Origin of the sequence: Pseudanabaena sp. Chao 1811, assembly GCF_027942295.1 — a bacterium.
GTDB lineage: Bacteria > Cyanobacteriota > Cyanobacteriia > Pseudanabaenales > Pseudanabaenaceae > Pseudanabaena.
Window position 1 is genome coordinate 2,580,460 of record NZ_CP101416.1, and the last position, 25,146, is coordinate 2,605,605.

At 42.0% G+C, this 25,146-nt stretch carries 26 protein-coding genes, 1 tRNA gene and 1 pseudogene; 13 read left to right on the forward strand and 15 right to left on the reverse strand.

Going from position 1 to position 25,146, the window contains the following annotated elements; all coding sequences use genetic code 11:
* Window positions 1-10 precede the first annotated feature (10 nt).
* Together NMG48_RS11790 and NMG48_RS11795 are read left to right on the forward strand one after the other, a co-directional pair.
* Window positions 11-925, forward strand: coding sequence for a tetratricopeptide repeat protein (locus NMG48_RS11790; RefSeq protein WP_271251747.1), 915 nt, complete (start codon window positions 11-13; stop codon window positions 923-925).
* Between the two features lie 147 nt (window positions 926-1,072).
* Window positions 1,073-1,954 carry an XDD3 family exosortase-dependent surface protein gene (locus NMG48_RS11795; protein ID WP_271251748.1) on the forward strand — a complete coding sequence of 294 codons (882 nt, stop codon included), beginning with the start codon at window positions 1,073-1,075 and terminating at the stop codon, window positions 1,952-1,954.
* Between the two features lie 140 nt (window positions 1,955-2,094).
* On the opposite strand, the gene NMG48_RS11800 is transcribed toward NMG48_RS11795, so the two are convergent.
* From NMG48_RS11800 to NMG48_RS11810, 3 genes are all read right to left on the reverse strand, one after another.
* On the reverse strand, window positions 2,095-3,309 hold the full coding sequence (locus NMG48_RS11800; RefSeq protein WP_271251749.1) for a WD40 repeat domain-containing protein: 1,215 nt from the start codon (window positions 3,307-3,309) through the stop codon (window positions 2,095-2,097).
* 37 nt (window positions 3,310-3,346) lie between these two features.
* Complete coding sequence (locus NMG48_RS11805) at window positions 3,347-3,661, reverse strand: hypothetical protein (protein ID WP_271251750.1); 315 nt, start codon at window positions 3,659-3,661, stop codon at window positions 3,347-3,349.
* Between the two features lie 63 nt (window positions 3,662-3,724).
* Entirely contained in the window at window positions 3,725-4,597 is an 873-nt protein-coding gene (locus NMG48_RS11810; protein ID WP_271251751.1) for a 6-carboxytetrahydropterin synthase, read from the reverse strand.
* 165 nt (window positions 4,598-4,762) lie between these two features.
* On the opposite strand from NMG48_RS11810, the gene NMG48_RS11815 reads away from it, so the two are divergent.
* Entirely contained in the window at window positions 4,763-5,545 is a 783-nt protein-coding gene (locus NMG48_RS11815; RefSeq protein WP_271251752.1) for a Uma2 family endonuclease, read from the forward strand.
* A 196-nt stretch (window positions 5,546-5,741) separates the two neighbouring features.
* Complete coding sequence (locus NMG48_RS11820; RefSeq protein WP_271251753.1) at window positions 5,742-7,802, forward strand: pentapeptide repeat-containing protein; 2,061 nt, start codon at window positions 5,742-5,744, stop codon at window positions 7,800-7,802.
* 11 nt (window positions 7,803-7,813) lie between these two features.
* Here NMG48_RS11820 and NMG48_RS11825 read toward each other — a convergent pair whose 3' ends face one another.
* Window positions 7,814-8,107 carry a helix-turn-helix domain-containing protein gene (locus tag NMG48_RS11825; protein WP_271251754.1) on the reverse strand — a complete coding sequence of 98 codons (294 nt, stop codon included), beginning with the start codon at window positions 8,105-8,107 and terminating at the stop codon, window positions 7,814-7,816.
* 21 nt (window positions 8,108-8,128) lie between these two features.
* A pseudogene (locus tag NMG48_RS21705) lies at window positions 8,129-8,478 on the reverse strand (type II toxin-antitoxin system RelE/ParE family toxin).
* A gap of 163 nt (window positions 8,479-8,641) precedes the next feature.
* Between NMG48_RS21705 and NMG48_RS11835 the strand changes: the two are divergent.
* Entirely contained in the window at window positions 8,642-9,625 is a 984-nt protein-coding gene (locus NMG48_RS11835) for an SPFH domain-containing protein (protein ID WP_271251756.1), read from the forward strand.
* A gap of 83 nt (window positions 9,626-9,708) precedes the next feature.
* Here NMG48_RS11835 and NMG48_RS11840 read toward each other — a convergent pair whose 3' ends face one another.
* The 3 genes from NMG48_RS11840 to NMG48_RS11850 form a co-directional block, all read right to left on the reverse strand.
* Window positions 9,709-10,623, reverse strand: coding sequence for a cyanophycinase (locus tag NMG48_RS11840; RefSeq protein ID WP_271251757.1), 915 nt, complete (start codon window positions 10,621-10,623; stop codon window positions 9,709-9,711).
* 145 nt (window positions 10,624-10,768) lie between these two features.
* Window positions 10,769-10,990 carry a DUF4327 family protein gene (locus NMG48_RS11845; protein ID WP_126385367.1) on the reverse strand — a complete coding sequence of 74 codons (222 nt, stop codon included), beginning with the start codon at window positions 10,988-10,990 and terminating at the stop codon, window positions 10,769-10,771.
* A gap of 207 nt (window positions 10,991-11,197) precedes the next feature.
* The gene (locus NMG48_RS11850; RefSeq protein ID WP_271251758.1) at window positions 11,198-12,154 is read right to left on the reverse strand and encodes a branched-chain amino acid ABC transporter permease; all 957 of its coding nucleotides are present in this window, start codon (window positions 12,152-12,154) and stop codon (window positions 11,198-11,200) included.
* 171 nt (window positions 12,155-12,325) lie between these two features.
* Between NMG48_RS11850 and NMG48_RS11855 the strand changes: the two genes are divergently transcribed.
* The 3 genes from NMG48_RS11855 to NMG48_RS11865 all read left to right on the forward strand — a co-directional run bounded on the left by NMG48_RS11855 (window position 12,326) and on the right by NMG48_RS11865 (window position 14,037).
* Window positions 12,326-13,021, forward strand: coding sequence for a C39 family peptidase (locus tag NMG48_RS11855; protein ID WP_271251759.1), 696 nt, complete (start codon window positions 12,326-12,328; stop codon window positions 13,019-13,021).
* 71 nt (window positions 13,022-13,092) lie between these two features.
* Window positions 13,093-13,854 carry a HEAT repeat domain-containing protein gene (locus NMG48_RS11860; protein ID WP_271251760.1) on the forward strand — a complete coding sequence of 254 codons (762 nt, stop codon included), beginning with the start codon at window positions 13,093-13,095 and terminating at the stop codon, window positions 13,852-13,854.
* 112 nt (window positions 13,855-13,966) lie between these two features.
* Window positions 13,967-14,037, forward strand: a tRNA-Gly gene (locus tag NMG48_RS11865).
* Window positions 14,038-14,079: 42 nt separating this feature from the next.
* Here the strand turns inward: NMG48_RS11865 and NMG48_RS11870 are convergent.
* A complete protein-coding gene (locus NMG48_RS11870; protein ID WP_271251761.1) occupies window positions 14,080-14,793 on the reverse strand; it encodes a tRNA threonylcarbamoyladenosine dehydratase in 714 nt (237 codons plus the stop codon).
* Between the two features lie 76 nt (window positions 14,794-14,869).
* On the opposite strand from NMG48_RS11870, the gene NMG48_RS11875 reads away from it, so the two are divergent.
* Entirely contained in the window at window positions 14,870-15,253 is a 384-nt protein-coding gene (locus tag NMG48_RS11875) for a pentapeptide repeat-containing protein (RefSeq protein WP_271251762.1), read from the forward strand.
* A 63-nt stretch (window positions 15,254-15,316) separates the two neighbouring features.
* Here NMG48_RS11875 and NMG48_RS11880 read toward each other — a convergent pair whose 3' ends face one another.
* The gene (locus NMG48_RS11880; RefSeq protein WP_271251763.1) at window positions 15,317-15,892 is read right to left on the reverse strand and encodes a response regulator; all 576 of its coding nucleotides are present in this window, start codon (window positions 15,890-15,892) and stop codon (window positions 15,317-15,319) included.
* A 564-nt stretch (window positions 15,893-16,456) separates the two neighbouring features.
* Between NMG48_RS11880 and ftsE the strand changes: the two genes are divergently transcribed.
* The gene (ftsE, locus tag NMG48_RS11885; RefSeq protein WP_271255271.1) at window positions 16,457-17,203 is read left to right on the forward strand and encodes a cell division ATP-binding protein FtsE; all 747 of its coding nucleotides are present in this window, start codon (window positions 16,457-16,459) and stop codon (window positions 17,201-17,203) included.
* Window positions 17,204-17,278: 75 nt separating this feature from the next.
* Window positions 17,279-18,196, forward strand: coding sequence for a cell division protein FtsX (locus tag NMG48_RS11890; protein ID WP_271251764.1), 918 nt, complete (start codon window positions 17,279-17,281; stop codon window positions 18,194-18,196).
* 156 nt (window positions 18,197-18,352) lie between these two features.
* On the opposite strand, the gene NMG48_RS11895 is transcribed toward NMG48_RS11890, so the two are convergent.
* A complete protein-coding gene (locus tag NMG48_RS11895; RefSeq protein ID WP_271251765.1) occupies window positions 18,353-19,375 on the reverse strand; it encodes a homoserine kinase in 1,023 nt (340 codons plus the stop codon).
* Window positions 19,376-19,548: 173 nt separating this feature from the next.
* On the opposite strand from NMG48_RS11895, the gene trmB reads away from it, so the two are divergent.
* Complete coding sequence (gene trmB, locus NMG48_RS11900; protein WP_271251766.1) at window positions 19,549-20,319, forward strand: tRNA (guanosine(46)-N7)-methyltransferase TrmB; 771 nt, start codon at window positions 19,549-19,551, stop codon at window positions 20,317-20,319.
* Here the strand turns inward: trmB and NMG48_RS11905 are convergent, their stop codons facing one another.
* From NMG48_RS11905 to NMG48_RS11920, 4 genes are all read right to left on the reverse strand, one after another.
* The gene (locus NMG48_RS11905) at window positions 20,320-20,859 is read right to left on the reverse strand and encodes a hypothetical protein (protein WP_271251767.1); all 540 of its coding nucleotides are present in this window, start codon (window positions 20,857-20,859) and stop codon (window positions 20,320-20,322) included.
* A 3-nt stretch (window positions 20,860-20,862) separates the two neighbouring features.
* Window positions 20,863-22,398, reverse strand: coding sequence for an AAA family ATPase (locus NMG48_RS11910; RefSeq protein WP_271251768.1), 1,536 nt, complete (start codon window positions 22,396-22,398; stop codon window positions 20,863-20,865).
* Between the two features lie 116 nt (window positions 22,399-22,514).
* Window positions 22,515-23,513 (reverse strand): tryptophan--tRNA ligase, encoded by a 999-nt coding sequence (gene trpS / locus NMG48_RS11915; RefSeq protein WP_271251769.1) that lies wholly within the window; start codon window positions 23,511-23,513, stop codon window positions 22,515-22,517.
* Window positions 23,514-23,658: 145 nt separating this feature from the next.
* On the reverse strand, window positions 23,659-24,324 hold the full coding sequence (locus NMG48_RS11920) for a hypothetical protein (protein WP_271251770.1): 666 nt from the start codon (window positions 24,322-24,324) through the stop codon (window positions 23,659-23,661).
* Window positions 24,325-24,694: 370 nt separating this feature from the next.
* On the opposite strand from NMG48_RS11920, the gene NMG48_RS11925 reads away from it, so the two are divergent.
* A complete protein-coding gene (locus NMG48_RS11925; protein ID WP_126385380.1) occupies window positions 24,695-25,066 on the forward strand; it encodes a ferredoxin-thioredoxin reductase catalytic domain-containing protein in 372 nt (123 codons plus the stop codon).
* The last annotated feature ends 80 nt before the right edge of the window (window positions 25,067-25,146 follow it).

Genomic DNA, 25,146 nt, shown 5'->3' on the forward strand with positions numbered 1-25,146 from the left:
ATTTGCTTTTATGAAACCAGTTTTTGTCGTTTTCGCATCGGTATTGGTAGTTAGTACCTATGGGGCAGATATTGCGATCGCCCAATTGCGTCAAAAGCCACCTCAAAAAGTTCAGGTGCAACAGCAGATAGTTGTTCCTCCCAATGAAACTGCCGATCAACTTTTGGAGCGGGGGAATGCCTATGTGCGCCTAGGAAATCTAGAAGGAGCGATCGTTATTTTTCGGGCAGCGATTAAGAAAAATCCTGAACTAACTGCTGCCCATTACAATCTAGGTTTAGCCTATGCACAGGCAAATAGACTCAAGGAAGCAATTTATTCTTTTCAAAGAGCTACGAGACTCGATCCGAAGTTTGCGGTCGCCTATAGCAATTTAGGTGCAGCACAATTGCAAGCGGGCAATCCTAATCAAGCAATTCCCAATTTACAAAAGGCGGTGCGACTTGATCCTAATCTCTCGGTTGCCTATTACAATCTAGGTTTAGCACTTAAGGAAAAAAAGGATATTAATGGGGCGATTTCTAGTCTTAATCAAGCGCTGAAACTTAATCCTCAGTCTCCTGAAACTATTTATAACTTGGGTCTATTAATTCAAACCCAAGGCGATATTTCTAAGGCAATCACCTATTATTCTAAAGCTGTGCAACTAAATCCTGAATATGCAGAGGCTTATTACAATTTGGGAGCAGCTTTATTAATTCAAGGTCAAACGGAAAATGCGATCGGGCAGCTTGGGAATGCTTTGCAATTTCGGAAAGACTATGCCGAGGCTTTTTATACTTTGGGTGTAGCCCAGACAAGAGCGGGTAAAAAACAAGAGGCAATTCAATCTTTTATTCAAGCTCAGGCTTATTTTAATCAGCAAAAAAATACTACATGGGCGCAACAGAGTGATCGCCAGATTCAAAGATTACGGGGTAATTAAAAGCCAGAAAATCCCTAAATAACTATTTGATAACCAGCATTTTGTATGAAAATGAATCAAAAGTAACTTTCTGATAACTTCTCCTAGCTGACAAAGCGCACGAAAAGGTGAATCATATCTGTTAGTTAGATATTTCAGGAAGAAGAAGTGAATAAGTCATTTATTCAAAAAGTAGCTTCTGCACTAGTTGTAGCGTTGGGGGCGATCGCTACAGTTTTACCAGCACAAGCAGGAACTCTTGTTAATGGTTGGAACTATGCTAGGGATGACTATTCCTATGATGGATACAATAATGGAAACCTCAGTGCTACGAGTCAGTACGATATCTATGGCATTGGTATTAAGGAAGTTGGTAATGAGATTTGGGTAGGGGTTAGTGCTAGTACACCACTGACAGGTGTTTATTCTAGTGCTGCTGCTGATCATAATATTGGATGGGGCGACCTATTTCTAGACTTTAACTACGGTAAGCCAAATAATAGCTTTACGTCGGCTCAAGGATCTCTAATTGGTATTCGCTTTTCTGTAACTAATGACTCGGCTGCACCTACGACAGGCGTATATACAGGTGTTACTGCCAAGAGTGTTACCCAAGAAAATAGTGGTTTCTCTAGCTTGAATCAGTATGCAACCTATGTGCCAAATGCCAAAATCGGTGATTTGGCGTTGAATGATCCCTACTACTCTGGATATAAATATGCTCGTGTTCCTAATGTAATTAGTAGCTATTCATCGAGAGTGGGTGATGTGACTGCACTTTTACCAAGTGCTTTGGCTGATTTTCCTAATCCAGCTTTGGCAAGCAATAATCTGATCAAGTTTGGATTTAAGTTTGAACGTCCAGTTGGTTTTAGTGGCGAATATCTTGGTTCTTTGTTCCTTGAGTGTTTTAATGACTCAGTGGCGATTAGAGGTACTTCGAGATCTGTTCCCGTTCCTCCTGCGATCGCTGGCATTCTTGTTGCAGGGGCTTTAGGTGGATGGCAGATGGCAAAACGTAAAAAACAGCTCAAAGCTGTTGTCGCCTAGCCGATCCAGATAGTCAATTCAAATATTTAAGTCTTGGGGGGCATGCTTTGGCATCTCATAGAAGATATACAGTAATCTTTTGTGATGTTAGAAGCTTAGTTAAAAAGAGAGCATTCATGCTCTCTTTTTTATTTTTTTGATTATGGAACTCCCCATATATGAATATTGCAGTCTTCACCACCACTAACTAAGGTCTGTCCATCGCGACTGAGGGCGATCGCATTAATCAGATTGATATGTCCATTGAGAACTTGGATTGGTTCACCCGTTTCTAAATTCCATACGCGGATTTCTTTATAACTGGCGCTAATCAGTGTTTTGCCGTCGCGACTAATGATTAATGACTTGACCCAGCCCCAATGTCCTTCTAGGGTACGGATTGCTTTACCTGTCTCAAGATCCCAAACTTTGATGCGGGTATCGAGACTACCACTGACTAAGGTGCGTCCATCGGGACTAATGGCAAAGGAAAGAACTCTCGCTGAATGTCCAATGAATTCCCATCTTAGTTTTCCAGAGATGATATCCCATACCCGAATCGTGGTATCCCAACTGCAACTGGCGATCGCTCTACCATCGGGACTGAGGGCTACAGAATCTACTAGGCTTGTGTGACCATGAAGGGTGCGAATTTCTCTGCCTGTTTTGATATCCCACAGTTTAATGGTGGTGTCTTGGCTGCCTGTAACTAGAGTTTTCCCATCGGGTGTAATGGCTACAGAGTTGACATAGCCAATATGCCCAGTTAATGTCATCAACTCTTTTCCCGATCGCGCATCCCAAAGTTTAATCGTTTTATCACGACTGCCGCTTGCCAAGATTCTTCCGTTACGACTGAGGGCAATGGAAGTAACAATATGGTTGTGACCGCGAATTGTGCCAATCTGTTTACTGGGTTTTTGAGATGGATTTTCTCCTTTGCCTAAATCCCAAACCTTGATGGTGAAGTCGGCTCCAGCGCTATATAAAATGCGTCCATTGGCAGAAAGCGCGAGGGTCGCGATCGCCTCTTCATGCCCCTGTAGTGTATCGGTGATGTCAAATAAATGATATTGGCTATAGCTACTGATGGCTTGACGAATATGGGGTTCAGGTCTGCGCCAGAGTAATAACAGGGCAGTACGTTGGACTTTGAGAGATTCATCTTGGAGCCCCTGCAATACTAAATCTAAGCCTGTTTCACCGTAGTTAAGAGCTTCCCGTAGAGCCGAGATTCTAGGCGCGATCGCAGGACTAGCTAATCTTCTTCTGACTCCTTCAATTCCACCTAAAACTAAACCACCAAGTGGTGGCGGTGATTGACCACCAAGGACGGCATCCTGTGATTTTGGTAGCTGTTTCTGAGTTGAGATCATAACCTCAAGTTTAGATAATCTCCCACAAGGAGATTATCTAAATTTCTGTGAATGTGACTGCACAGGTGTTTGTGCCTTCGCCCATGCCTTTGTGATAAAAGGTCAGTTTGTAATTAGGAAATTTTTTGGATTTTTGAACCATGTCTGAGGCAATGAGCAATAAATGGCGATCGCTAGCGGGTAAATGCAGTAGTCCTCGTTTAATTCCTGTTTTGAGACCATATTCGATCGCTTCGGTTAGTCGTGCGATTACTCGATCTAATTCGAGGCGATCGATAATAATTTCTTCAGGTTCAGTTTCTGCTGGTAGATTATTGTCGAGATTTACCGCAGAAATATTTGATTCAGACATAGTGAAATTTTAATTTGCAAATTTGATGTGTAGAAAAGCGATGCTTTGCATCGCTTTTCTACATTAAGCCGCCTTGGCAAGAGCTTCTTCTAAGGAATGTTCAATATCCGAAAGTTGATATTCTCCATAAACTTCACAGGAGTTATTAGGACTCTCTATGAGTTTGATGCTATGTAACTTTGCCCCAATTTCGCGAATTGGCTGGGTGAGAACCTTTTGGATATAGACTGCAATGTTTTCGGCAGTCGGTACAACTTCAGCAAAGTAGGGAATATCTTTGTTGAGGAAGGTATGATCCATCGGATCTAGTACATATTGATCGAGAGCCTTTTGAAAATCACTCAAATCAGCAATCATGCCAGTGCGTGGATCGATTTCGCCAGAGATGGAAACTTCTAAATGATAGTTATGTCCATGTCCATTAACACGGGCGCATTTGCCATAAATAGCAGAATTCTCTTCTAGGGAAAGTGTATCTAGAGCGAGGCGATGGGCGGCGGAAAAGTGAGTACTAATTGTTAAATGTGCTTGCATGTCGTTACCTTGATAATCAGCCCAAAGTTCAGGATGTTCGTATAAGCGAATATTAACCAATGGTAGGTATGGAGCTAGTCGCTGCCAAATTACACGGGCGATATTCTCAGTCGTGGGAAGGGTTTGTTGAAATTCTTCCCATGCTTGATTGAGATAGGAAAAATTGAGTTGAGTTGTGATTTCATGGGCAATGATTTGCTTGACATCAGAAAGATTTAGCACCATGCCAGTATGGTCGATTTCTCCCTGCATCCCAACAAACAGAACGTAGTTATGACCGTGGGGCGGAAAGTTAGTACATGCGCCGAATTTTGCCAGATTTTCCTCGTCTGGAATTTCGGGTAACCAGTAGCGGTGACTAGCAGAAAATTCGGCTCGGCGATTAATTACACATTTAGCCATCAGGAATAAGCCACCAAAGACAAGGCTCAGTGAATTGTAAATTTATATGAATACGTTAACATTTTCAGCGTCCAAATCAAAACTCCGTCGGTTTGTCGCGATCGCTATAATTAAAAAATATCTTTAAAAGTCCTTTGCTGTCAGTGCGATCGCATTGCTTGACCGATGACACCAACTATTGCCACTGCTTTTGAGTCTATTCAACAGATTCCTAAGAATCAAGAAACACAAAAAGAAATATTTTATCCTTCTGAGGATGGTGAACCCTTGGCAGAGACATCTGTTCATGCTGATGCGATCATTGCGACAGTTGCAGTGTTACGCAATTATTTAGCTGAAAAGTTTGCTGAGCGATCGCCTGTTGTCCTTGCTGATCAATTTTTGTATTACGCGCAGGGATTTTCTAGATTGCGAGTTGCGCCTGATGTGATGGTAATTTTTGATATTCCGCAGCAGCCATATGATAATTACAAAATTTGGGAAACAGGACAAATCCCCAGCGTTATTTTTGAAATAACTTCTGCGAGTACGCAAGCCCATGACCAAGCTAAAAAAAGAGAGCTTTACGAAAGCATAGGAGTTTTAGAATATTGGCTTTTTGATCCTAAAGGTGAATGGATTTCTGAAAAGTTACGAGGCTATCGTCGTCAAGATAATCTGCCAGAAAATGATGAGGAATCTCTAGTTTATTCCGCGATCGCTGATGGTTTGAGTCAAGTTTTAGGATTACGTCTCGAAGTCGAAGACTCTCTAATCGGTTTCTATCGTCAGGACAATGGTGAAAAATTACTGATCCCCAGTGAGCTATTTGTAGCGTGGCAAGAAGAAATCCAACGGGCTGAGTCGGCAGAAGAACGGGCTAAATCGGCAGAAGAACGGGCTAGAGTTGCGGAACTGGAGGCTCAAAAATTGCGCGATCGCTTAGCTGAATTAGGTATCGAGCCATAAGGAAGAAAACTGCAAACGCCCAGATCTCCGACTTTTTCTTTGCAATCAGCAGATTACTTTTGTTTGTCACACAAAAAGTCGGAGATCTCAATCTCGGCTTTTTATGTGTTTTTAGGCTTAGTTACTTAACAACTATTACAGAAAATTTTGGAGAGTCATCGTAAAATTAATCCAAATTTCTGGAAGTTTTAAGGCTATGACCTCTACGGCGAAAAACTATGCTGGTCAAAATTTGCGTGGGCGATCGTTTAAGGGGCAAGACCTCTCAGACTCAGATTTTAGCGATGCAGATCTTAGGGGTACAGATTTTACAGATGCGATTTTGAGAGGGGCGAATTTCTCGAAAGCTAAGATGGGGGTGCAGAAACGGTGGTTAGCTTTCCAGCTAGTAATTTCCTTCATCATGTCCGCGTTATCAGGCTTTTTATCAGGCTTTGCTGGCGCGTGGGTAGCCGTTTTCTTTCAGCCTGCTAATATCCAGCGCTTCACGGTTGCTCCTGCAATTGCCATGATAGTTACCATAGCTGTGCTGTTTTTTGCCATTATCCGACAAGGTTTTACAGCAGAAGCTTTCGGTACTGTGGCTGGTACTGTGGCTGTATCTGGTGCTGTGGTTGTGTCTGTGGCTGTGGTTGTAGATGGTGCTGGTGTTAGTGCCATGGCTATGGCTGTGGCTATAGCTATGGCTATGGCTGTGGCTATGGCAGGGTCTATGGCTGTGGCTGATGTTAGAGCTATGGCTATGGCTATGGCTATGGCTATGGCAGGGGCAGGAGCTATGGCTATGACTGGCAGTGTAGCTAGAGCTGGGGCTGTAGCTGGGGCTGTAGCTGTAGCTGGGGTTACAATTTTATTAAGTATTTATGTTGTACGGCGTACTTTAAAAGGTGATACCAAGTTTGAGATATTGCTAAAATTTAGCATAGCGCTTGCCAGTATTGGCGGTACGAGTTTTCGTGGTGCAGATTTAAAGAATGCTAATTTTACAGAAGCAAATTTGAAAAGCAGTGACTTCCGTAATTACCGCGACAAGAATATTCCGAAGACTACAAATCTAACTTACACTCTTTGGAAGCAAGCCAAAAAACTAGATCGGGCAAGGGTTGGACAATCAATTCTCTCTAATCCCGAAGTTCGCGAACTATTAGTCAGAGGCACACCCAACCCAAGCAAATCCTACGAAGGATTAAACCTGCGCGGTGCAAACCTTGACGGTGTTTATTTAGAAAATGTCAACTTCAAACGCGCCATCCTCAGCGAAGCAAGTTTTCGTAAGGCAAATCTCGAAGGGGTAAACCTCACCGAAACCCAAGCCATTGGCACAGACTTCACAGGCGCACAAATGACAGGCGTATGTCTAGAAGGTTGGAGCTACGACCACACCACCAAACTTGATGATGTCGATTGTCGCTTTGTTTTCGAGCTAGAGCATCCCAACGCCAAAGGCGATCGCGAACGTCGTCCCCACGATCCTGACAAAGAATTTGCAGAAGGTGACTTTTCAAGACGCTACAGTGTCAGCCTCAACATCGTGCAGCTACTCATCCGCAACGGCATCAACCGCGAAGCCTTCATCGCCGCATGGGAAAAGTTGACAGAAGACTATCCAGATATAAATCCTGATGACATTCAAGAAATCAAGAAAAAAGGTCAAGATGTTGAATTAACGGTAGCCGTTCCAGAGGATACAGATAAAGGTAAATTTGAACGTAGCTTTGATAGTGGATACGAAACTAAACTCAAGGAAATTGAAGCAAAACATCAAGCTCAGTTATTAAAGGAGAAAGATCGCACTATTGAGACGATGAAAGATATGTACTTTGCTTTAGCAGAGGCAAAGAAAGGTGATGTTACAGTAATTACACAGACAGAGGCAAAAAGCATGACAGAACAAAATCCTGTAACTTTTACTGCGAGAGATATCACGAATAGCGTAGTTAATCTTGGCAAAATCAAAGGCAATGTCACTAATGCAATTAATCAAATACCAGTTCAAAATACTGGTGAGAGTCCTGATATCAAGACTCTCTTAACTCAACTACAAGAAGCAATTAGCGCCGAAAAAGATCTTACTGATGAAGACAAAGCCGATGCGCTAGAAAAAGTGGAAGAACTTGCCCAAATTGCCCTTAACGACAAACCCGAAGAAAAATCAACCCTTGCTAGTAAAGCAATTAGAGCCTTAAAGCGCATTATCAATACCATTCCCACCATCACCAAAATTGTCGAAACCATCAGCAAAGTTTTCGGTGCATAAGCGATCTAAAACTAAACAACATCCACCAAATCAATCTTGATTCGCTTACCTACAGCCCTTGCTGCCTTATCCAAAGTCCGTAAAGTTACGGACTCATACTCAGGATCGAGTAATCGATCTAGCGCTGCTCTGCTAGTCTGCATTGATTTCGCCATTTTGGACTTAGATAAGCCACGCTCTTTCATAGCTTGCTCAACTTGCCAAGCCAGTACCCGCTTCAGCGCAACTTCCGTCACCTCATTTAAAATCCCGTCATCTTCGAGGAAATCATCAAAAGAAGAACCTAAATAGCAATTATTAGTCATTTGTAATCCTTTACCCTGCTGCTAAATTTTGTTTCTAAACTCACTTTGTCGCTTAAACGCCAAATCTAAATCCTCTTTAGGCGTTTTTTGTGTCTTTTTAACAAATCCATGCAGAAGAATCATTTTATCGCCCTCTACGGAAAATAAAACCCGTGTAATTTTATTCTCAAGATTGGTACGGACTTCGTATAAGCCTTTCCCCATAGGACGACAGGTTGGCATACCTATAGGAAACCCAAATTCCACAGTTTTAATGTCTTCTCCAATCTTTGTCTCTCATCTTTAGGCAAAGACATAAGCCAATCCCTCACAGGCTCCTTACCCAATTCAGTTTTAAAAAAGATTGCTTTAATTCGTTTGACATTACTCATACTGGGAATATAGCAATCCTAAAAGATACAAAATTTTAATATGGAATGCTTTTGAGATTGAGCTTATTTAGCCATTGTACTATTTTTGATACATAAGCGATCGCCTGTCGCAGATCAATCAAGCTATCATTAACGTGAGTTCAACTAACAATGGAAAAACATTATGGACTTATGGAGTTTTGTGATTGGTGCAGGTGTCTTCTTTGGTGTAGGAAGCTCATCTTTTAAAATTGTCAATCAAGGCGAAGAAGCACTAGTCGCATCCTTTGGTAAATACAAACGCAAACTACCTGCTGGCCCCCACTTTATCCTGCCCTTTATTGACACTGTGAGCTATAAAGGATCGATCAAAGAGCAAGTACTAGATATTCCCCCGCAACAATGTATTACTCGCGATAACGTGTCAATTACCGCTGATGCAGTGGTTTACTGGCGCGTAGTTGACATGGAGAAAGCCTTTTATCGTGTGGAAAATTTGCGTCAAGCGATGGCAAATATTGTCTTGACTCAGATTCGCGCCGAACTAGGTAGTTTAGAGCTTGACGAAACTTTCACAGCGAGAAACAAAATTAATGAAGTTCTGTTACGTGACTTAGATGATGCCACCGATCCTTGGGGCGTGAAAGTAACAAGGGTCGAGTTACGCGACATCTTACCTGCTAAAGCTGTACAGGAAGCTATGGAAATGCAAATGACAGCAGAGCGCAGAAAAAGGGCTGCCATTCTCAACTCTGAAGGTGAGCGCGAAGCTGCTATTAATCAAGCGAAGGGTTTAGCTGAGTCGCAGCTACTGAATGCCGAAGCTTCACAGAAGTCTGCCATTCTAGAAGCTGAGGGACAGAAGCAATCACGAATTTTGCGAGCTGAGGCGGAACGTCAAGAGCAAGTACTCAAAGCGCAAGGTACATCTCAAGCAATGCAAGTCCTATTGCAATCGATGAAAGGAAATCCTCAGTCTCAGGAAGCACTACAATTTTTGTTGGCTCAAAGCTATATCTCAATGGCAACAACGGTTGGTTCTAGCGGTAGTAGCAAAGTGATGTTTATGGACCCGCGATCGCTACCTTCGACTTTAGAAGGTTTGAAATCAATAGTTGATACTCCTGTAGATTCGAGCGATTTACCAACTAAAGGTTGGAATACGTAAAAATAAAAAAGCTCGCTTAGCAAGCTTTTTTATACATCAGATCGGAATCCATAAAATAAAAAGGCTCGCTTAGCGAGCCTTTTTTATACAGAAGGACTGATCGGAATCCGTTTGAGTAAATGGTATTTACAACCTGCGGCGAGAATATGTACTCGTAGGTTGTGAATGGTTAATGGTGCTGAACCACTGACCCAGAGCTGATTGCTATAGGAGATTTCCCCTGGGTCAATAACGGTGACAGTGCCACGTCCTAAAACTCTCATAACATTATTCGGCTCAAAAATGGCGACCGTATCTTCGTCAATGCCAATACCAATGCGGTCAGGATGAGCCGCGATCGCTGTCATGAGACGTGCCATGCGATTACGGTTATGGAAATGCTGATCGACGACAATTTCAGGCAGGATATTCAAACCCGTACTCATATTGACCAGTTCCTTATGGGGAGACTCACCACTACTACCACCTGAAATCATGTGGTAGCCCATAGCTGCGGCTCCTGCACTTGTCCCAGCGAGAACTAACTTTTGTTCAGTGATGCGCTTGGCGATCGTGATTGCAAATGGGGTATCGGCGATCAGACCACAAAGACGTAGTTGGTCGCCGCCAGTCATGAATATGCCTGTAAAACGATCTACGAGGGCTTCGGCATCGGGGTAATCATAGTGAGGACGCTCACGAATATCTAACACCTCAACTACTTTTGCGCCAAGATCGGTAAAAATATCGTGATAAATTCTGCCAATAATATCTGGTTCTCTGGAGGCACATGGAATTATGGCAATTCGAGCTTGGGAGCCGCCAGAACTTTCTACAAAGGCTTTGAGAATCTTGCGGTCTTGGACTTTATCCTCTCCACCACCAATTACCATTACCGCCGACTTAATAATTTGAGTCATGCCCCTATCTATTGCCACATCTTCATCTAAGTTCAGCATATTAGCAGATTGGCTAACAAATTGTTTTAGGCGATCAATTGGGCTAACACTTTGACTCATTTTGTTTTTTGCTGACTCCCCAATGGTTTGGATGACCTCCATTGATGCGCTTACATGGCTAGCGAAAAGCTATACACAATCTAAATTGTATAACTTTACGTTGTATTTCTCAAAAAAAAGAGCGCTTTGCGCTCTTTTTTTTGCCTTAATCACTTTGCCAACATTCACGACTTAATAAATCACAAATGCGATCGCGCAATAGGTAATGATTTTCTTCTAATTCTCGTTCGATTTGACACCATTCGCGATCGCGGAAGAAGCTACAGAGGGTATGAATTGGCTGACTGCGTGTGAGTCTGCCACTTTCAAGTAAATGTCTTGCTTCGTCTTGAATAGCGCCAATTGAATAATAAAGTGAGTGCAACATAACCAGACTCTCTATGTAGGTTTTTGCTTAACATGTCAATGATTTACTCAATGACTAAAACTTATGGAGCAATAATTTGTGTCTGTGTAGAAGAATACAAACTGTGATTATCTTCCCATGTGATTTTCAACACTTCATAAAATTAAATGAAACTCAAGATAAAAAAATATTTCTTAAATTTCGGGTTCCTATGCAAAATGTAGCAAATTATACTTTTTGGACAAAGGTTTTACCTAATATTCCTTGAGGACGTACCAGTAAAACGATGAATAGTAGGGCAAAGGCAACGGCATCTTTGTAAGCTGATTGCTCGGATGGGACAAAGGACTCGGCAAGCCCCAAAACTACGCCGCCCACAACGGCTCCAGGGATATTGCCTAACCCTCCAAGAACGATCACCGCTAAACCTTTTAGCCCAAAGCCAATGCCAAAATAGGGGCCTGCAATACTGACACTAGAGCCAACAAGTGTTCCTGCGAGTCCACCAAGGAAACCCGACACAAAAAAAGTAAGCAGAATAAAAAAGTCCGTATTGATTCCTAACAGGCTGGCAGTGGTGGCATCTTCGGCGACAGCTTTCATCGCTTTGCCAAGTTTTGTGAAATTAATTGCGTAGGTGAGGATTGCTAAAATGACACCCGATACGCCAAAGATGACTATTTGAACGGTGCGAATGGCGATCGGCTTGTCGATAGAGCCGAAGTTGATGGCAGATGGTAGGTTGCCATAAATATTTGCGGGGAAATTATAGCTCTCTGCACCGACTAGATATTGAATGATATTCACGATCGCAACGGCTACACCCAAACTAGAAACTAAGGTGAGTAAGGGATCGGCTTTGCGATCGCGCAATGGTCGGAAAGCAATGCGTTCGATTAGGACGCTGACCCCACCCGCCATCACACTGCTGACAAAAATGGCAACAAAAAATGGTAAATGCAATTCTTTGGGTAGAGATAGATTTGCTAATATGCCGTTGAATCCAAATGCTCCACCACAGAGGATATAGGTAAAATATGCGCCAAGGGTAAATACTGCGCCATGGGCAAAGTTAATGATTCCTAAAATCGAGAATACTAGGGTGTAGCCGAGGGCAAAAATTGCGTAAACACTACCAATCGATAAGCCGTTTAAAAACTGCTGCAAAACTACGGAAAAGTCCATATATGAGATACGTTATCTCTAGAATTAAAAGCAAATGCTCCAAAGATTATATAGCGAGTGAACCCAGAGATTTAGAAGGGGGAAGCTATGCGCCCAGCTAATTACTTGTGACTTGATATGACTTTTATGAGCTTTTTTAGAAATTCGCTTACAGCTCTTGCCATTGCTGTTATGAGTACGACGATTTCTATGACAATTACACCTGCAACATCGGCAATCTCTACCCTTAAACGTCCTCATGCCAAGCAAAATATAGAGCAGAATCTCATTGCTACAAGTGGCACTTCTCAAGTAATTGAATTGCCCGATACAGGGGTACAAAATGATAGCTGGAGTTGTGGTCCTAACTCGGCGGCGCGGGTATTGCGCTATTACGGTCATGATGTGGACTATGCAATGGTGCGATCGGCTACGGATAAAAAGTTGTTTTTGCCGCAAAAGTTTCGGAATCCCTTTACTAATCAATGGATTGAAGTCAGAACTGGCACGCCTCCATTAACTTTGCAGCAGGTGATGCAACGCTGGGAAGGCAATCGTGTCAAGAAATCACCACAGACAAGTTTTAATCGTTTGATTAATTTAGTGCGTTCAGGCAAACCTTCGATCGCTTTAGTTAGAGTTGGCAGTTTCAAAATTCCCTATATCGGTTCAATTCCCTATTTGCATTGGATTGCTGTGACGGGAGCCGATCCAGTGCGCCAACAAATTTACTACACCGATACTAATAGCCAAATGTATTCGCTATCTTACAAAGATTTTCAGACCCGCTGGAATTTAGGTTTAGATCAAGATGTAAGTGCTGCGATCGCCAATATCCTCAAAAGCAATGGTGTGGAACCTAGAACCATTGTTTGGGTAGACCGTTAACAAAGCAGGACAAAGCACTGTAAGATAACAACTACACATCGGGGCATCCCAACTATGCCTGACTTTTTGCCATGACGATCGCCATGACACGCAATGACGACTTAACAATTTTAGATATTGAAGCATCTCCATTGAGTCCTTTGGATTTGCCACCCGAAGAGGAAATGCCTCTTCCTGATCCTGATGAAATGTTAGCGCTCCTCAATTCCGAGATTATCCTTGAGCGGATGCAGGCGGCTAGAGCTTTTTGTGAACTAGAGGATGAGCGAGCCATCCCCCGCTTAATTGAGCTACTACAAGATGAATGTCCTTTGGTGCGAGTAAGTGTTGCCTATGCCCTTGGGCGTAACAAAAGTGATCAAGCGATCGCGCCACTAATTAGTCAACTGAACCAAGATTGGAATGGTTATGTTCGCAAAGGTATTGTCTGGGCTTTAGGAACCTGTCGGGCAGCATTGGGCTTACAACCACTGATTTCGGCGCTCAAATATGACATTACCGCAGTGCGTCTGTGGGCGGCGAGCGCATTGGGACAACTAGGTGATCTTGAAGCGATCGAGCCTTTGGTAGAAGCTTTAACTAAAGATGCGGTTTCTGCTGTCCGTGGTAACTGTGCATGGTCGCTGGGTAAGCTGATTGTCCAGAAGCGCCGTGAATTTGATACCCAAGATGAAATTTATCATGATGCTGTAGATGCGTTAATTTATGCGCTCGATGACGATGACCTCAGTGTGCAGACCGATGCAAGGAATGCATTGCGGAAACTTGGCGATCCGAGAGGCTTAAAAGTACTTGATCGGATCGAAATGGATCAAGGATATTGTGAATTCTAAAAATCCAAATTTATTAGCTGCATTTCCCACATTTAATAAATTTGCAAGAAATGCTTTGACAATATCGTGATCGCTGCTATAGTTAATAACTGCGTAACCTTAATAAGCAATTGCGAATGTAGTTTAGTGGTAAAACCTCTGCCTTCCAAGCAGATGTTGCGGGTTCGATTCCCGCCATTCGCTTAATCAACAAAAAAAGAGACTCGCTTTGCGAGTCTCTTTTTTTTAAGTTAGATCACGAATTACGATACTTGCCATATTGATCCCAAACAGAGCAGGAATGTAGGAAATAGTGCCGTAGTAAGAGCGCTTGAAATTACTGCCATCCGTTAATTGCAAAGAATCTCGATTCACCAATTCCTCAGAATAAACCGCAGTAATATTTGCCTTGTCAAAACCCTTACGGCGTAGCCCTTTTCGTACCTTATAGGCAAAGCGACAACAATCCGTTTCAAAAATTGGTGCGATGCGTACCTTTTGGGGATCAACACGACCGCCAGCCCCCATACTACTTGCCACTTTTACGCCATTGGTGACGGCTGCCCCAAGGAAATAAAGCTTTGGTTGCAAACTATCGATGCAGTCAAGCACCCAGTCAAACTTAGTTGTCACTAGCTCCATCATTAGGTCAGGTGTGAGAAATTCCTTGATCGCAGTTAACTGAATTTCGGGATTAATGTCATACATTCGCGTTGCCATCACATCTGCCTTATGGACATCGACAGTGCTATTGAGTGCCACAATCTGACGGTTTTTGTTAGAAGGATCAACGCGATCGCCATCAACGATCGTCATTCGTCCAATCCCTGCACGGCATAAAAATTCCGCAGCAAAACTACCAACACCACCCATACCCACAACTAACACATTTGCCTGTTTGAGCTTGTTGAGTCCATCGGAACCAATCAGTAATTCTGTACGTTGCAACCAATCCGTCATGATAAAAATGAATATATACAACTAGGATAAATATTTAGAAGTGCTTTGTGCTTGCTAATATTTGCAGAAACAGATTATGACATTACCTTCTCATGCTGCATTAACCAAAGCAGAATTGCTAGACCGCTACGCAAAAGGCGATCGCAACTTTGAGCAAACCCATTTACATGATATCGATATGCAGGGGGTTGCACTCCACGGTATAGACCTCAGTGAATCCATCTTGACCCACGTTAACTTAAGTGGCGCTGATCTGCGTGGAGCCGATCTTGCTTGGGCGGATCTCAGTCGCGCTAATCTGGAAAAAGCAGATTTACGGGGCGCTATTTTGACAAGGGCTGACCTTAGCCGTGCTAATTTACAAGGTGCAAATCTCCTAAAGGCTGATCTGAGTTTAACTAAACTCGAACACACAAAATTTAGTGGGGCAGTTATGCCCGATGGCTCGATTCATGAATGAAAAAAGAATTTTCACCGTCTTAGACGATGAAAATTCTTTTTTTTATTGATAGCAATGGGTAAATTACTTTAATTTCTTCTTGATAAAATCTACTAGCTGCTGGAATTGTTTCTGCTGTGATAACAACTGGTGCTCTAAATTTTTCTGCTTAGCTTCTAGCTCTTCAATTCGTTTAACTAGTCCCTCATCTGCTCTGTCTGAAGTAGAGGCATCCGTTGTGACTGCTCCAGGAGAAATAACTGAAGCTGGAGGACGTTTTTGAGCTAAGACCATTGCCCGTTTGATCGCTGTAATCAGTTCTTTCTGCTCAAAGGGCTTTTCAATGAATACGAGATATTTATCTTCAAAGGGTTCCGCAATCTTACTCGTTACTTCTTCCTTACGACCAGACATCAAAACTAAAGGAATACGGCTTAGCTCTGGACTTTGCTGCAAAGCTTCATAAACCTCAAAGCCACTCATCCGAGGCAGTAAAAAATCTAGCATGATCATCCAAGGCTGCTGCTGCTGAATCATCTCCAGCCCTTTGATGCCGTCGGCTGCCTCTAGTACCTCAAAATTTGCTGGCGGGAGCATATCACGTACCATGTTACGGATTACGCGACTATCATCAATCACTAGTATCTTGTGAGCTGCCACTGCTGATAACCCCTCAGTTGGTTTGGTGTATGGACATATAGATTAGTTAGCTAGTTCCCTTAGTTATTACATTGCTGTCTCTGCAAGAATAGCTGCTTCTATAAAAATAATGATCGCAAGCCTTTGTTTATAAGGTAAAAGCACCAGATCAATAAAAGCTTACTAGTTTTTTGATAAATTTCGCTCATGATACCCCATGAGTAGAAAATTCCAACTACGGATTGTAAATCGTTAATGAGATTTTGAAACCCGCAATAATGTAGCATAAAGCGCTTTGTGCTGAATATTAAAAAAAGAGAGAGGTGTTGTTCTAATTATGCGCAGCTACTTATATTGTCTCTATAGAAATCCTAAATGGTTTGTGGAAACACACCCCGAAGGGGTGTGTTTCCACAAACCTAAAAATCTACAAATGATTTAGGACTGCTATATCTTAGGAAGACAATTGAGATTGCAGCTATTGCTGATGTTGATCCCTTGACTAGATCTGTATAATCTCAATGACAAAAGATCGGACATGGTTGACCTATGTCCAACTTTTTAAGAACAAAAAAGCGATCGCCCATGCTAAAACTGCCAACCAAGCCAAATTCCACATCAACTAACGAAAATCCAAATCGTACTCCCGATGCCAATGCTCCGAATAAGAAAAAGTCGGTGATCGTTAAATTAGAAAATGTTCGTAAGACCTATGCTAATGGTGCTGTGGGCTTACGGGATGTGAATATTGAACTTTATCAAGGGGATTTTAAATTTATTACAGGTCACTCAGGATCGGGTAAATCCACCCTACTAAAGTTGCTCTATGGAGCTGAGCAAGCCACAGATGGCGAAGTATTTGTCAATGGGTTTAATCTGAATGGTTTAAAAGGAAATAATCTGGCGATGTTACGCCGCAAGATTGGGATCGTCTTTCAAGATTACAAACTTGTCCCTAAGCGAACTGTTTCCGAAAATGTTGCCTTTGTGCTGATGGCACAGGGCTATACATATAAGGAAATCCAACGTCGTGTCCAGCCAGCCTTAAAAATGGTGGGTTTATCACACAAAGCTAATTGTTTTCCTGAAGAACTCTCTGGAGGAGAGCAGCAGAGGACAAGTATTGCCAGAGCGATCGTGAATACGCCCCCACTAGTACTTGCCGATGAACCGACGGGAAATCTCGACCCTGATAATGCATGGCAGGTGATTAAAATCTTAAAAAAGCTAAATTCCTTTGGGGTAACGGTGCTATTGACTACGCATGATGAACAGTTAGTTAGAGCTGCTAATCATCCTGTATTGCATTTGCAAAATGGTTATATTGTGTAGTTTTTGGCTATTAGCTGTTGGCTATTAGCTTTTAGCTTTGGTAATTGGTGATTGGTGATTAATTAGGTGTTAGTTATGGTGCAGGGAGTTGTTCGCTTTTTTACGAAGATTGATTATTTGCTGCGGGAGACTTTTTTAGGTTTGCGGCGTGGCGGTTGGATGAACTGGGCTGCTGTTAGTACGGTAGCGGTATTGTTATTTTTGTTTGGAGCAAGCTTACAAATTTCTTGGCAGTTAGAAAATGTACTAGGTCAGCTTGGTAGCCAATTAGAAATATCGGTGTATCTTGATGAAAATACGGTTGGTGAGTCGATGCAGTCGCGCTTGCTCCTTGTTGATGGTGTGGCTTCAGCAAGGCTCATTCCTAAAGAAGACGCATGGCAAAATTTGATGAAGGATCTCGGTAAAACTGATCTCACTCAAGCAACCCAACAACTTGGTGGTAATCCTTTAGTGGATGAGTTTAAGGTGCGGGCAGTATCGAGCGATCGCGTGCCTGATATTGCTAAGCGTATTTCTGGCTTAAAGGGAATTAATGAGGTGTGGTACACCAATGAGGTCGTAGAGAGAATTGGGCAGTTACGCCGTGCTGTAAGTAATAGTAGTGTGGCAATCGTGGCAATTTTTACGGTAATTGCGATCGCGGTAATTACAACCACTATTCGCCTCATTGTATTAGCGCGACGACGCGAAATTGAAGTCATGCAGTTAGTCGGGGCAACTGCTACATGGATTTATTTCCCATTTGTGTTGCAGGGAGTTGTGTTTGGCGTTACAGGTGCGGCTACTGCCTATGTGATGCTGATGCTAAGTATCAATCTATTAGGCGATGCGATCGTCAATCAGCCAGAATTAATCAAATCTCTCACTTTAGGTTTAACTACCGATCTGAGAGTGCAACTACTTCTACCTGCGGTATTAGTTGTTTTTGGCTCAGTAATTGGAGTATTGGGTAGTTTGCTAGCAGTTCGCCGATTTTCTTTTAATTCCTAAAGCCTTGAGCAAGATGTGTGCCGATCTCTTTGGCAGATAGACATCTTGTTTGTCTAAGTAGCTCGCCATAGTTATAAACGAAATCTATATTTCTGTACCGCCCGCGTAGCGGGCGGTACAGAAATATGGATTTTAAGTTTACTGATGCTTGACTATTTAAAAGGGTTTCCAATCGGGCGATCGCAACATTTTAAAATGTTCGAGACGTTGGTGGAAGTAGCTTGCATCGAGCTTGCTGTGGTTATGCACGATCGCTGACTTGACACTAATTGCCCATGACCAAATCTGGGCAGCCTGCATGAGAGGCTGCATACATGTTAATTCGATGTCCTCAAGGGGCTGGATGGACTGATAACCATGCAAAAAGGCTTTGCGGACGCTAGGGCTTATACCTGCTTGCAAAGTCACTTGCAGAAATTTAGCAATGTCAAAAGATCGCCAACCGTAACCGCACTGATCGAAATCAAACAGCGTAATATCGTTGTTTTCGGTGAAGTGGACATTGCCACTATGCGGATCGCCCCAGCAAACACTCCAAAGTGGAAATTCCTGTGGTAGGTCGCAAATTTGTTCCTTGATTTGGGCGATCGCTTCATAGGTATATGCTCGCGCCGCCTCATTAAAAAATGGTGATAGATCGCGCAGAGAATCATCTAGTAAATAGTTAATCGTCAGATGCGGACGTGCGGCATGGCATTGAAAATCTTGGGCAGTATTGTGGAGTTTTGCCAAGGTTTCCCCTAATCTTTGCGCTTGAAGCTTGTTGAGATCACCAACGGCAATTTGACCTGCGGCATGGGTAAAGAGAGACGCATAGCGTTTACCTTCAAGGGCGGGAATTTCGATCGCTAACTGTCCATCCTTGGTTGTGAGAGGATGGGCAACAGGAATGTAATTTTTATGGAGAAAGGTTAATAGCTCTAACTCAAATTCGATCTCGGCTCTAGAGCGCCAATGGGCGTGGGAAACGCGCAATACATAACGGTTGTCATGGGTTTCCACCAAATAAATATCGCTCAGCCCCCGCATCCAAAATACACAACTGGTAACTTCGCCCACTGCGTAGCGAGACAAAATCCGATCAACTAAGGCTTGCGGTGCAAGGGTGGAATAGGTGATCGGAAAGAAATGATCAGTCGTACTTGGGAAATTCTTGATAGACCAATCTGCGACAGTCATGGCGATCGATAACTTAGTGAATTTTGGGCGTTATTCCAGATATATCGCAGACTCAAATTTGAAAGTGTTTATCAAAAACCAAAAGATATTTTTGTTGAACCCAAAAAGCATAGGAGTGGGCAATCACCCTCTGCTTTTTGATTTATTCTGAATATTTGGCTATTCTAAATACTATGCAGCATAACTCCTCAAATCCTTCCATTAATTCAGCCGAACCACTAGTTGATCGTCCCAATATTCCCGATCGCATTGTCAATGTCACTAATGCAGGCGAAGTGATTGTCAATGTCACCAATGAAAATGTGTCACGACGGGCGCGGGTACGGGAACATGTAAATCCGCTTGCCAAAAAATATAGTGTGGCGATCGCGCCGCCAGTTTGGTCGGAAGTTTATGCTGATTGCTCAAAGCCCTTAAGCTTAGATATTGGCTCGGCACGCGGACGCTACATTTTGCAGATGGCGCAACTAAAGCCCGATTGGAATTTTTTGGGTTTGGAAATTCGGGAGCCATTAGTTGATCGCTGTAATGAAGTACGAGACGAATTAGGCTTAAAAAATCTGCATTACATTTTTTGCAATGCCAATGTGTCGCTAGCGGGACTATTAACTAAAGGCTCATTGCATGAAGTCACGATTCAATTTCCCGATCCTTGGTTCAAGCGTCGCCAACAAAAACGTCGCGCCGTTCAACCTGAGCTAGTTGCAACGTTAGCTGAGTTACTTGTGCCTAATGCCGATGTATTTTTGCAGTCCGATGTGTTGGAAGTAGCTGAAGATATGCGCCAACATTTTGATGCTAATGATAATTTTGTTAATCTTGCAGGAAAAGGTAATTTTGCAGATGATTCAATTTTTCCTACTCATATTCCGACTGAGCGTGAAAGTTCAGTAATTTCCCAAGGTTTACCCATTTATCGCGCTTATTTCAAACGGAAAGATTAATTAATTCCCTAGTTGTCTTGATTTCTCTGTTGTCGCCCCATTTTCTAGCCATACGAGAGCATTTTCTTCTGGTTTGTCAGGATTCACCCACATAATCTCATGCAATTCTTTTATAGATTTAGCAGCTTTATCAAACGGGTTTCGCGCTTTTTCATCTAGGGAAATAACGATCTTGTCAGTGGCGATCGCTGCTTCTAAAAGATGGCAATCTTTCCACATTGCCTCTCGCGGTTTATCACTTTCAGCAACTTTATCCAGTTTGTCTCTAAGTGTCTGATTAAAAGCTACATCTGCGCGATATTCTACCTTTCTCTTAGCGACCATGCTCGAACGCCACTTTTTTGCATAAATTGATTGATGTTTATCCCATTCTTCTTTGATGTTATCGGTTAACACCATGCGATGACAAATCGTCAATACTGCATTGAGAAAATCACGACAATTCTTTGATGTCGGAAAAGTTGCATTGGGAGCACCACAAGATCTTGCGATCGAGGCATCAATAACTAACAACTTAGAAACTTTAGCTTTCTTCGACATAATTTAGACTGCCATCAATTTAGACTCGGCAGCATCTAAATAACGACTCTCCTCTTGCAAAGAAATCTCGCTAAAGTCTTCTGGCCAGTCTCCAAAAGCTCCTGTTTCATCAAGTTCGGCTGTAGTTACTTTTGTAAAGCCATTATCGTCTTGACTAAACCAATGCAGTTTTACTTTTTCGGCAGCAATTTTATCTTCGGCAATAAGTGATTGTACTCGTCTAATTAATAACTCACTATGGGTTTCCACAACGACTCTAACACCTCGATTTGCGGCATCAACAAGTAGCTGAGCTAAGTTAGCTTGGGCGCGAGGATGTAAATGTATTTCTGGTTGTTCTAAATATACTAATTGCTCTGGTTCAGCGACTAATAAAGCAACAACAACTGGCAGAGTTTGTGATAATCCAAACCCAACATCAGCAATACTAACCATATCAGTAGATTTACTATTACCTTTATTTGTAACTCTAGCAACTCTTACTTCTACTTGCGTATCATCAATTTGTTTGGTATCAATCTTCCAAGTTAATCCTAAGACTTGAAGTGCTTCATTAAGTTGTTTTAGTCGTTTATCTTTATTAACTTTCCAATCATGAATAATACTAGCAACGTAGTTCTCGAATGTGCCAGTAAATTCATCACCTATAGAGCTAACAGGATATGTTCTCTCTGGATTTCCTCTTAATCCCGGAACATGAATTAACTGATGAATTTGTTCATCCATAATACTACATAATCCATTATGTCCAAAAAATCTAAACAAATTAGTGATCGCTATTGCGTCAGATGAATTTGATGATATAAGTAAGGACTCAGGGTGTAGAAAAATAGCATTAACATACAAAAAACATCTATAGCTTTCGACCGCAAATTCATACACATCCTTTGTAAGTTGGTTTAATTCATCTGAGAATGAGTTGAGAACTTCTCTGAGTTTATTTTCGCTTAAATCGTGATCATTTTGTCTTTTATAAGCAGTTTTTAGGTTGTTTTCAAGTATTTCTATATGATTTCTACTGTTTAACATCTGATAAAATTCTTGTAGATTTTCAGAAAACCCATTCAATATATTTTCATGATTCATGCCTATCTCTAATGTCATAGCAAAATCTTTGTACTTATACATTGAAGAAAAAACTTTTATTCCTCTGACTTTATTTTCTTTTTTAAAAGTATTTTTGATCATTATTTCTTCATCGAATCCTACGGAAACAGTAAAACTATTTGTTAGATGTAATGGCTTATCTATATTTTTTGTGAATATTTGATCTGTTGAAGTTAAGCGAACATTAGCACCATTTAATTTTAAAGAACCTGCATCATAAGTGGATTCTAAAGTTTGTTTCATGAGCAATAATGGCTGCATGATGCTAGATTTACCAGAACTATTTGCTCCAGAGAGAATAGTTAAAGGAGCTATTTCAATACTGCATTCCTCCGCAAGTGACTTATATCCCGAAACAGAAATTCTCGTAATTCCTTTTGGCTCTGAGATATTATACTGATCGTCTTTCAAGATAATTTTTGTTTTAGTCATAGACTTTATTTAATAGATTAACTTCGATAAAATCTTTCATATTTTAATTATAATAAAGCCTTTCAAGCAGTAAGATTAATTCCTTTACTTGAAAGGTTTTATATATTCCCAAATTTTTATAAAGGTGGCAAATAACCCATTGCATCTTTAACGGCATTAAGGGCTTTAAAAGCAGTCTCAGAGGCTTTTTCACGACCTTCTTTTAATACGTGATCTAGGTATCCTGATTCTTTTACCACTTCATTATACTTAGTCTGAATCGGCTCAAGATGAGCGATCGCCGCATCAGTAAGTACAGTCTTAAAATCACCCCAGCCGCGCCATGTCGCCGCCTCAGCTTGGACTTCTTCCTTAGTTTTATTTGCAAAAATTGCGTATAGACCAAGTAGATTATTCGCTTCAGGGCGATCGCTATCATCAAAGGCTAGCTCGCGCACCGCATCGGTCTTACACTTCTTGATCTTCTTAGCAATTTCATCGGGCTTATCGAGCAAATGAATCCGACTCATTTCCGAAGGATCAGACTTCGACATTTTTTTGGTTCCATCGGTGAGACTCATTACCCTTGCCCCTTCCTTCCGAATTAAGGGATTAGGCACTTTCAAAACTGGTGCAAACTGATCGTTAAATCTTCCCGCAATATCCCGCGTCAGTTCCAAATGCTGCTTCTGGTCTTCACCGACAGGAACTAAATCCGCTTGATACAGCAAAATATCGGCAGCCATCAGCACGGGATAGTCCAGCAGACCCACGCCCACATTTTCCCCTTGCTTGATTGCCTTCTCTTTAAATTGGATCATTCTCTCTAACCAATTTAACGGCGTGATGCAGTTGAGTAACCATGTCAACTCGGCATGGGCGGACACATGGGACTGCACAAAAATTGTGGAGATCTCTGGATCGATACCGCAGGCAATGTATAAAGCTGCAATGTCGCGAGTATTGCTAGCTAAGGTCTTGGGATCGTGAGGGACAGTTATCGCGTGCAGATCGACGACACAAAAGAAGTTTTCGTAATCAGCCTGAGTCTCTACCCAGTTGCGAATTGCCCCCAAGTAATTGCCAATATGGAGGTTGCCAGTTGGTTGTACACCAGATAGAACTCGTTTTTGCATGGGAAATTAATGTGTCAGTAGATTTAGAAACAAAGGGCTTACAGCAATTTTATCGATTAAACGAATAACAAAAGATTTTTGAAAAGTATTGCTCAGCAACACTTTCCAAAAATCTTTTGGTTTGGGGTTGAGCGCAAAGCGCTCTCTACAAGTTTAGACTACAGGTCGATAAGGTATTGATGGGGACAGGAGCAGGAAAAATAATGGTGCGACAAAAGGGCAAACTCACTTTTCCTAAGTCTTGTTCAAAAGCCTTTGGTATTGTACCAATTAGCGTTTCGACTATGCTCTTGCGCGGATCGGATGGTGCGACTTGATAGATTACACTCAAGGCATCGTCAGGAAACCATGCTCTAACTAAGGTTAATAATTCTGGTGCGGTCAGGGCGCGATCGCGATTATCAGGGGTTAAACGAATGCCCACTAAGCGATCGCTTTCAAAATAAATATTTGCCGTAAAGCCTCGTACATAAACTAGCTTGCGATCGGGCAGTGCATACAAACCTTCACCACCTGGTTGTAACTGGTGCATTGTAAATTCATTGCGATGGATCGTAGCGATCGCCGCCCAATTATTATCTTGAGCATATTCAAAAAACTGTTTCTCCAACATACCGAGATGTAAAGTCGTAGGCTGGAGGGGAGGACGTGCTCTGGTCTGCAAGCTAGGTAAAGTCCTTACTGTACCTAGCTTTTCGTTTGTATGCTCAGCCTCATTAGCTAGCGCCATAGGACGATCAACAATCATGGTGGTCAAGATTGTAGCGATCGCTAGCCCAGACAAGGTACAGGAATTTACGTTAATTGCCATATATTTCACTGATACGGCTGATACGTCATCAATTTTTCAATTACTACCTTAGCAAAAATTCTTATTTGCAATCACAAAAAAACGGCATTTTCTAGTAATTATCTCAGCATGACATCGCTTGACGAGTGGCAGCAATTTTCGCTACCACTCGCTTCTTAGGTTAATGCAAGTGACAATATCTAAGTGGCTGGGCATAATTAAAATCCAGAGTCAAAGGCTGTGCGTGCGCCACAGCCTTTGGGGTTTTATATTTAATTACGCCTAGCTACTTAGATAAATGATAGATGTCGAAATAACTAAAAATAAGGTAGAGTAGCTGTTTCATGCTATAGGTAATAATTAGCCGTTTCTTTGCAAATTTTGTTAGTTTATGTCCCTTAAACCAGAGTCAGAGTCAGATCGCGGGAAAAACAAAGCTTCCTCCAAAAGCTTTGAAGCGATGAGAAAGTTTTCCGAAAAATATGCCAAAAACACAGGGACTTTTTTTTGTGTAGATCCTAGTGTAACTAATGCCGTTATCGAAGGTTTAGCAAAACATAAAGAAGAATTAGGCTCGCCTCTCTGTCCTTGTCGTTATTATGAAGACAAAGAGGCTGAAGTCAAAGATACTTACTGGAATTGCCCCTGTGTGCCAATGCGTGAGCGCAAAGAATGTCACTGTATGTTGTTCCTGACACCAGACAATCCCTTTGCTGGTACAAAGCAAGAACTTGAGATCGTAGATATCGTATACGATGCTTAAAAAAATAGAGGTGGTACTTTGTATCACCTCTATTTTTTTGTAATAACGAAATGCAACAGATTTTTACAACTTTGCTATGA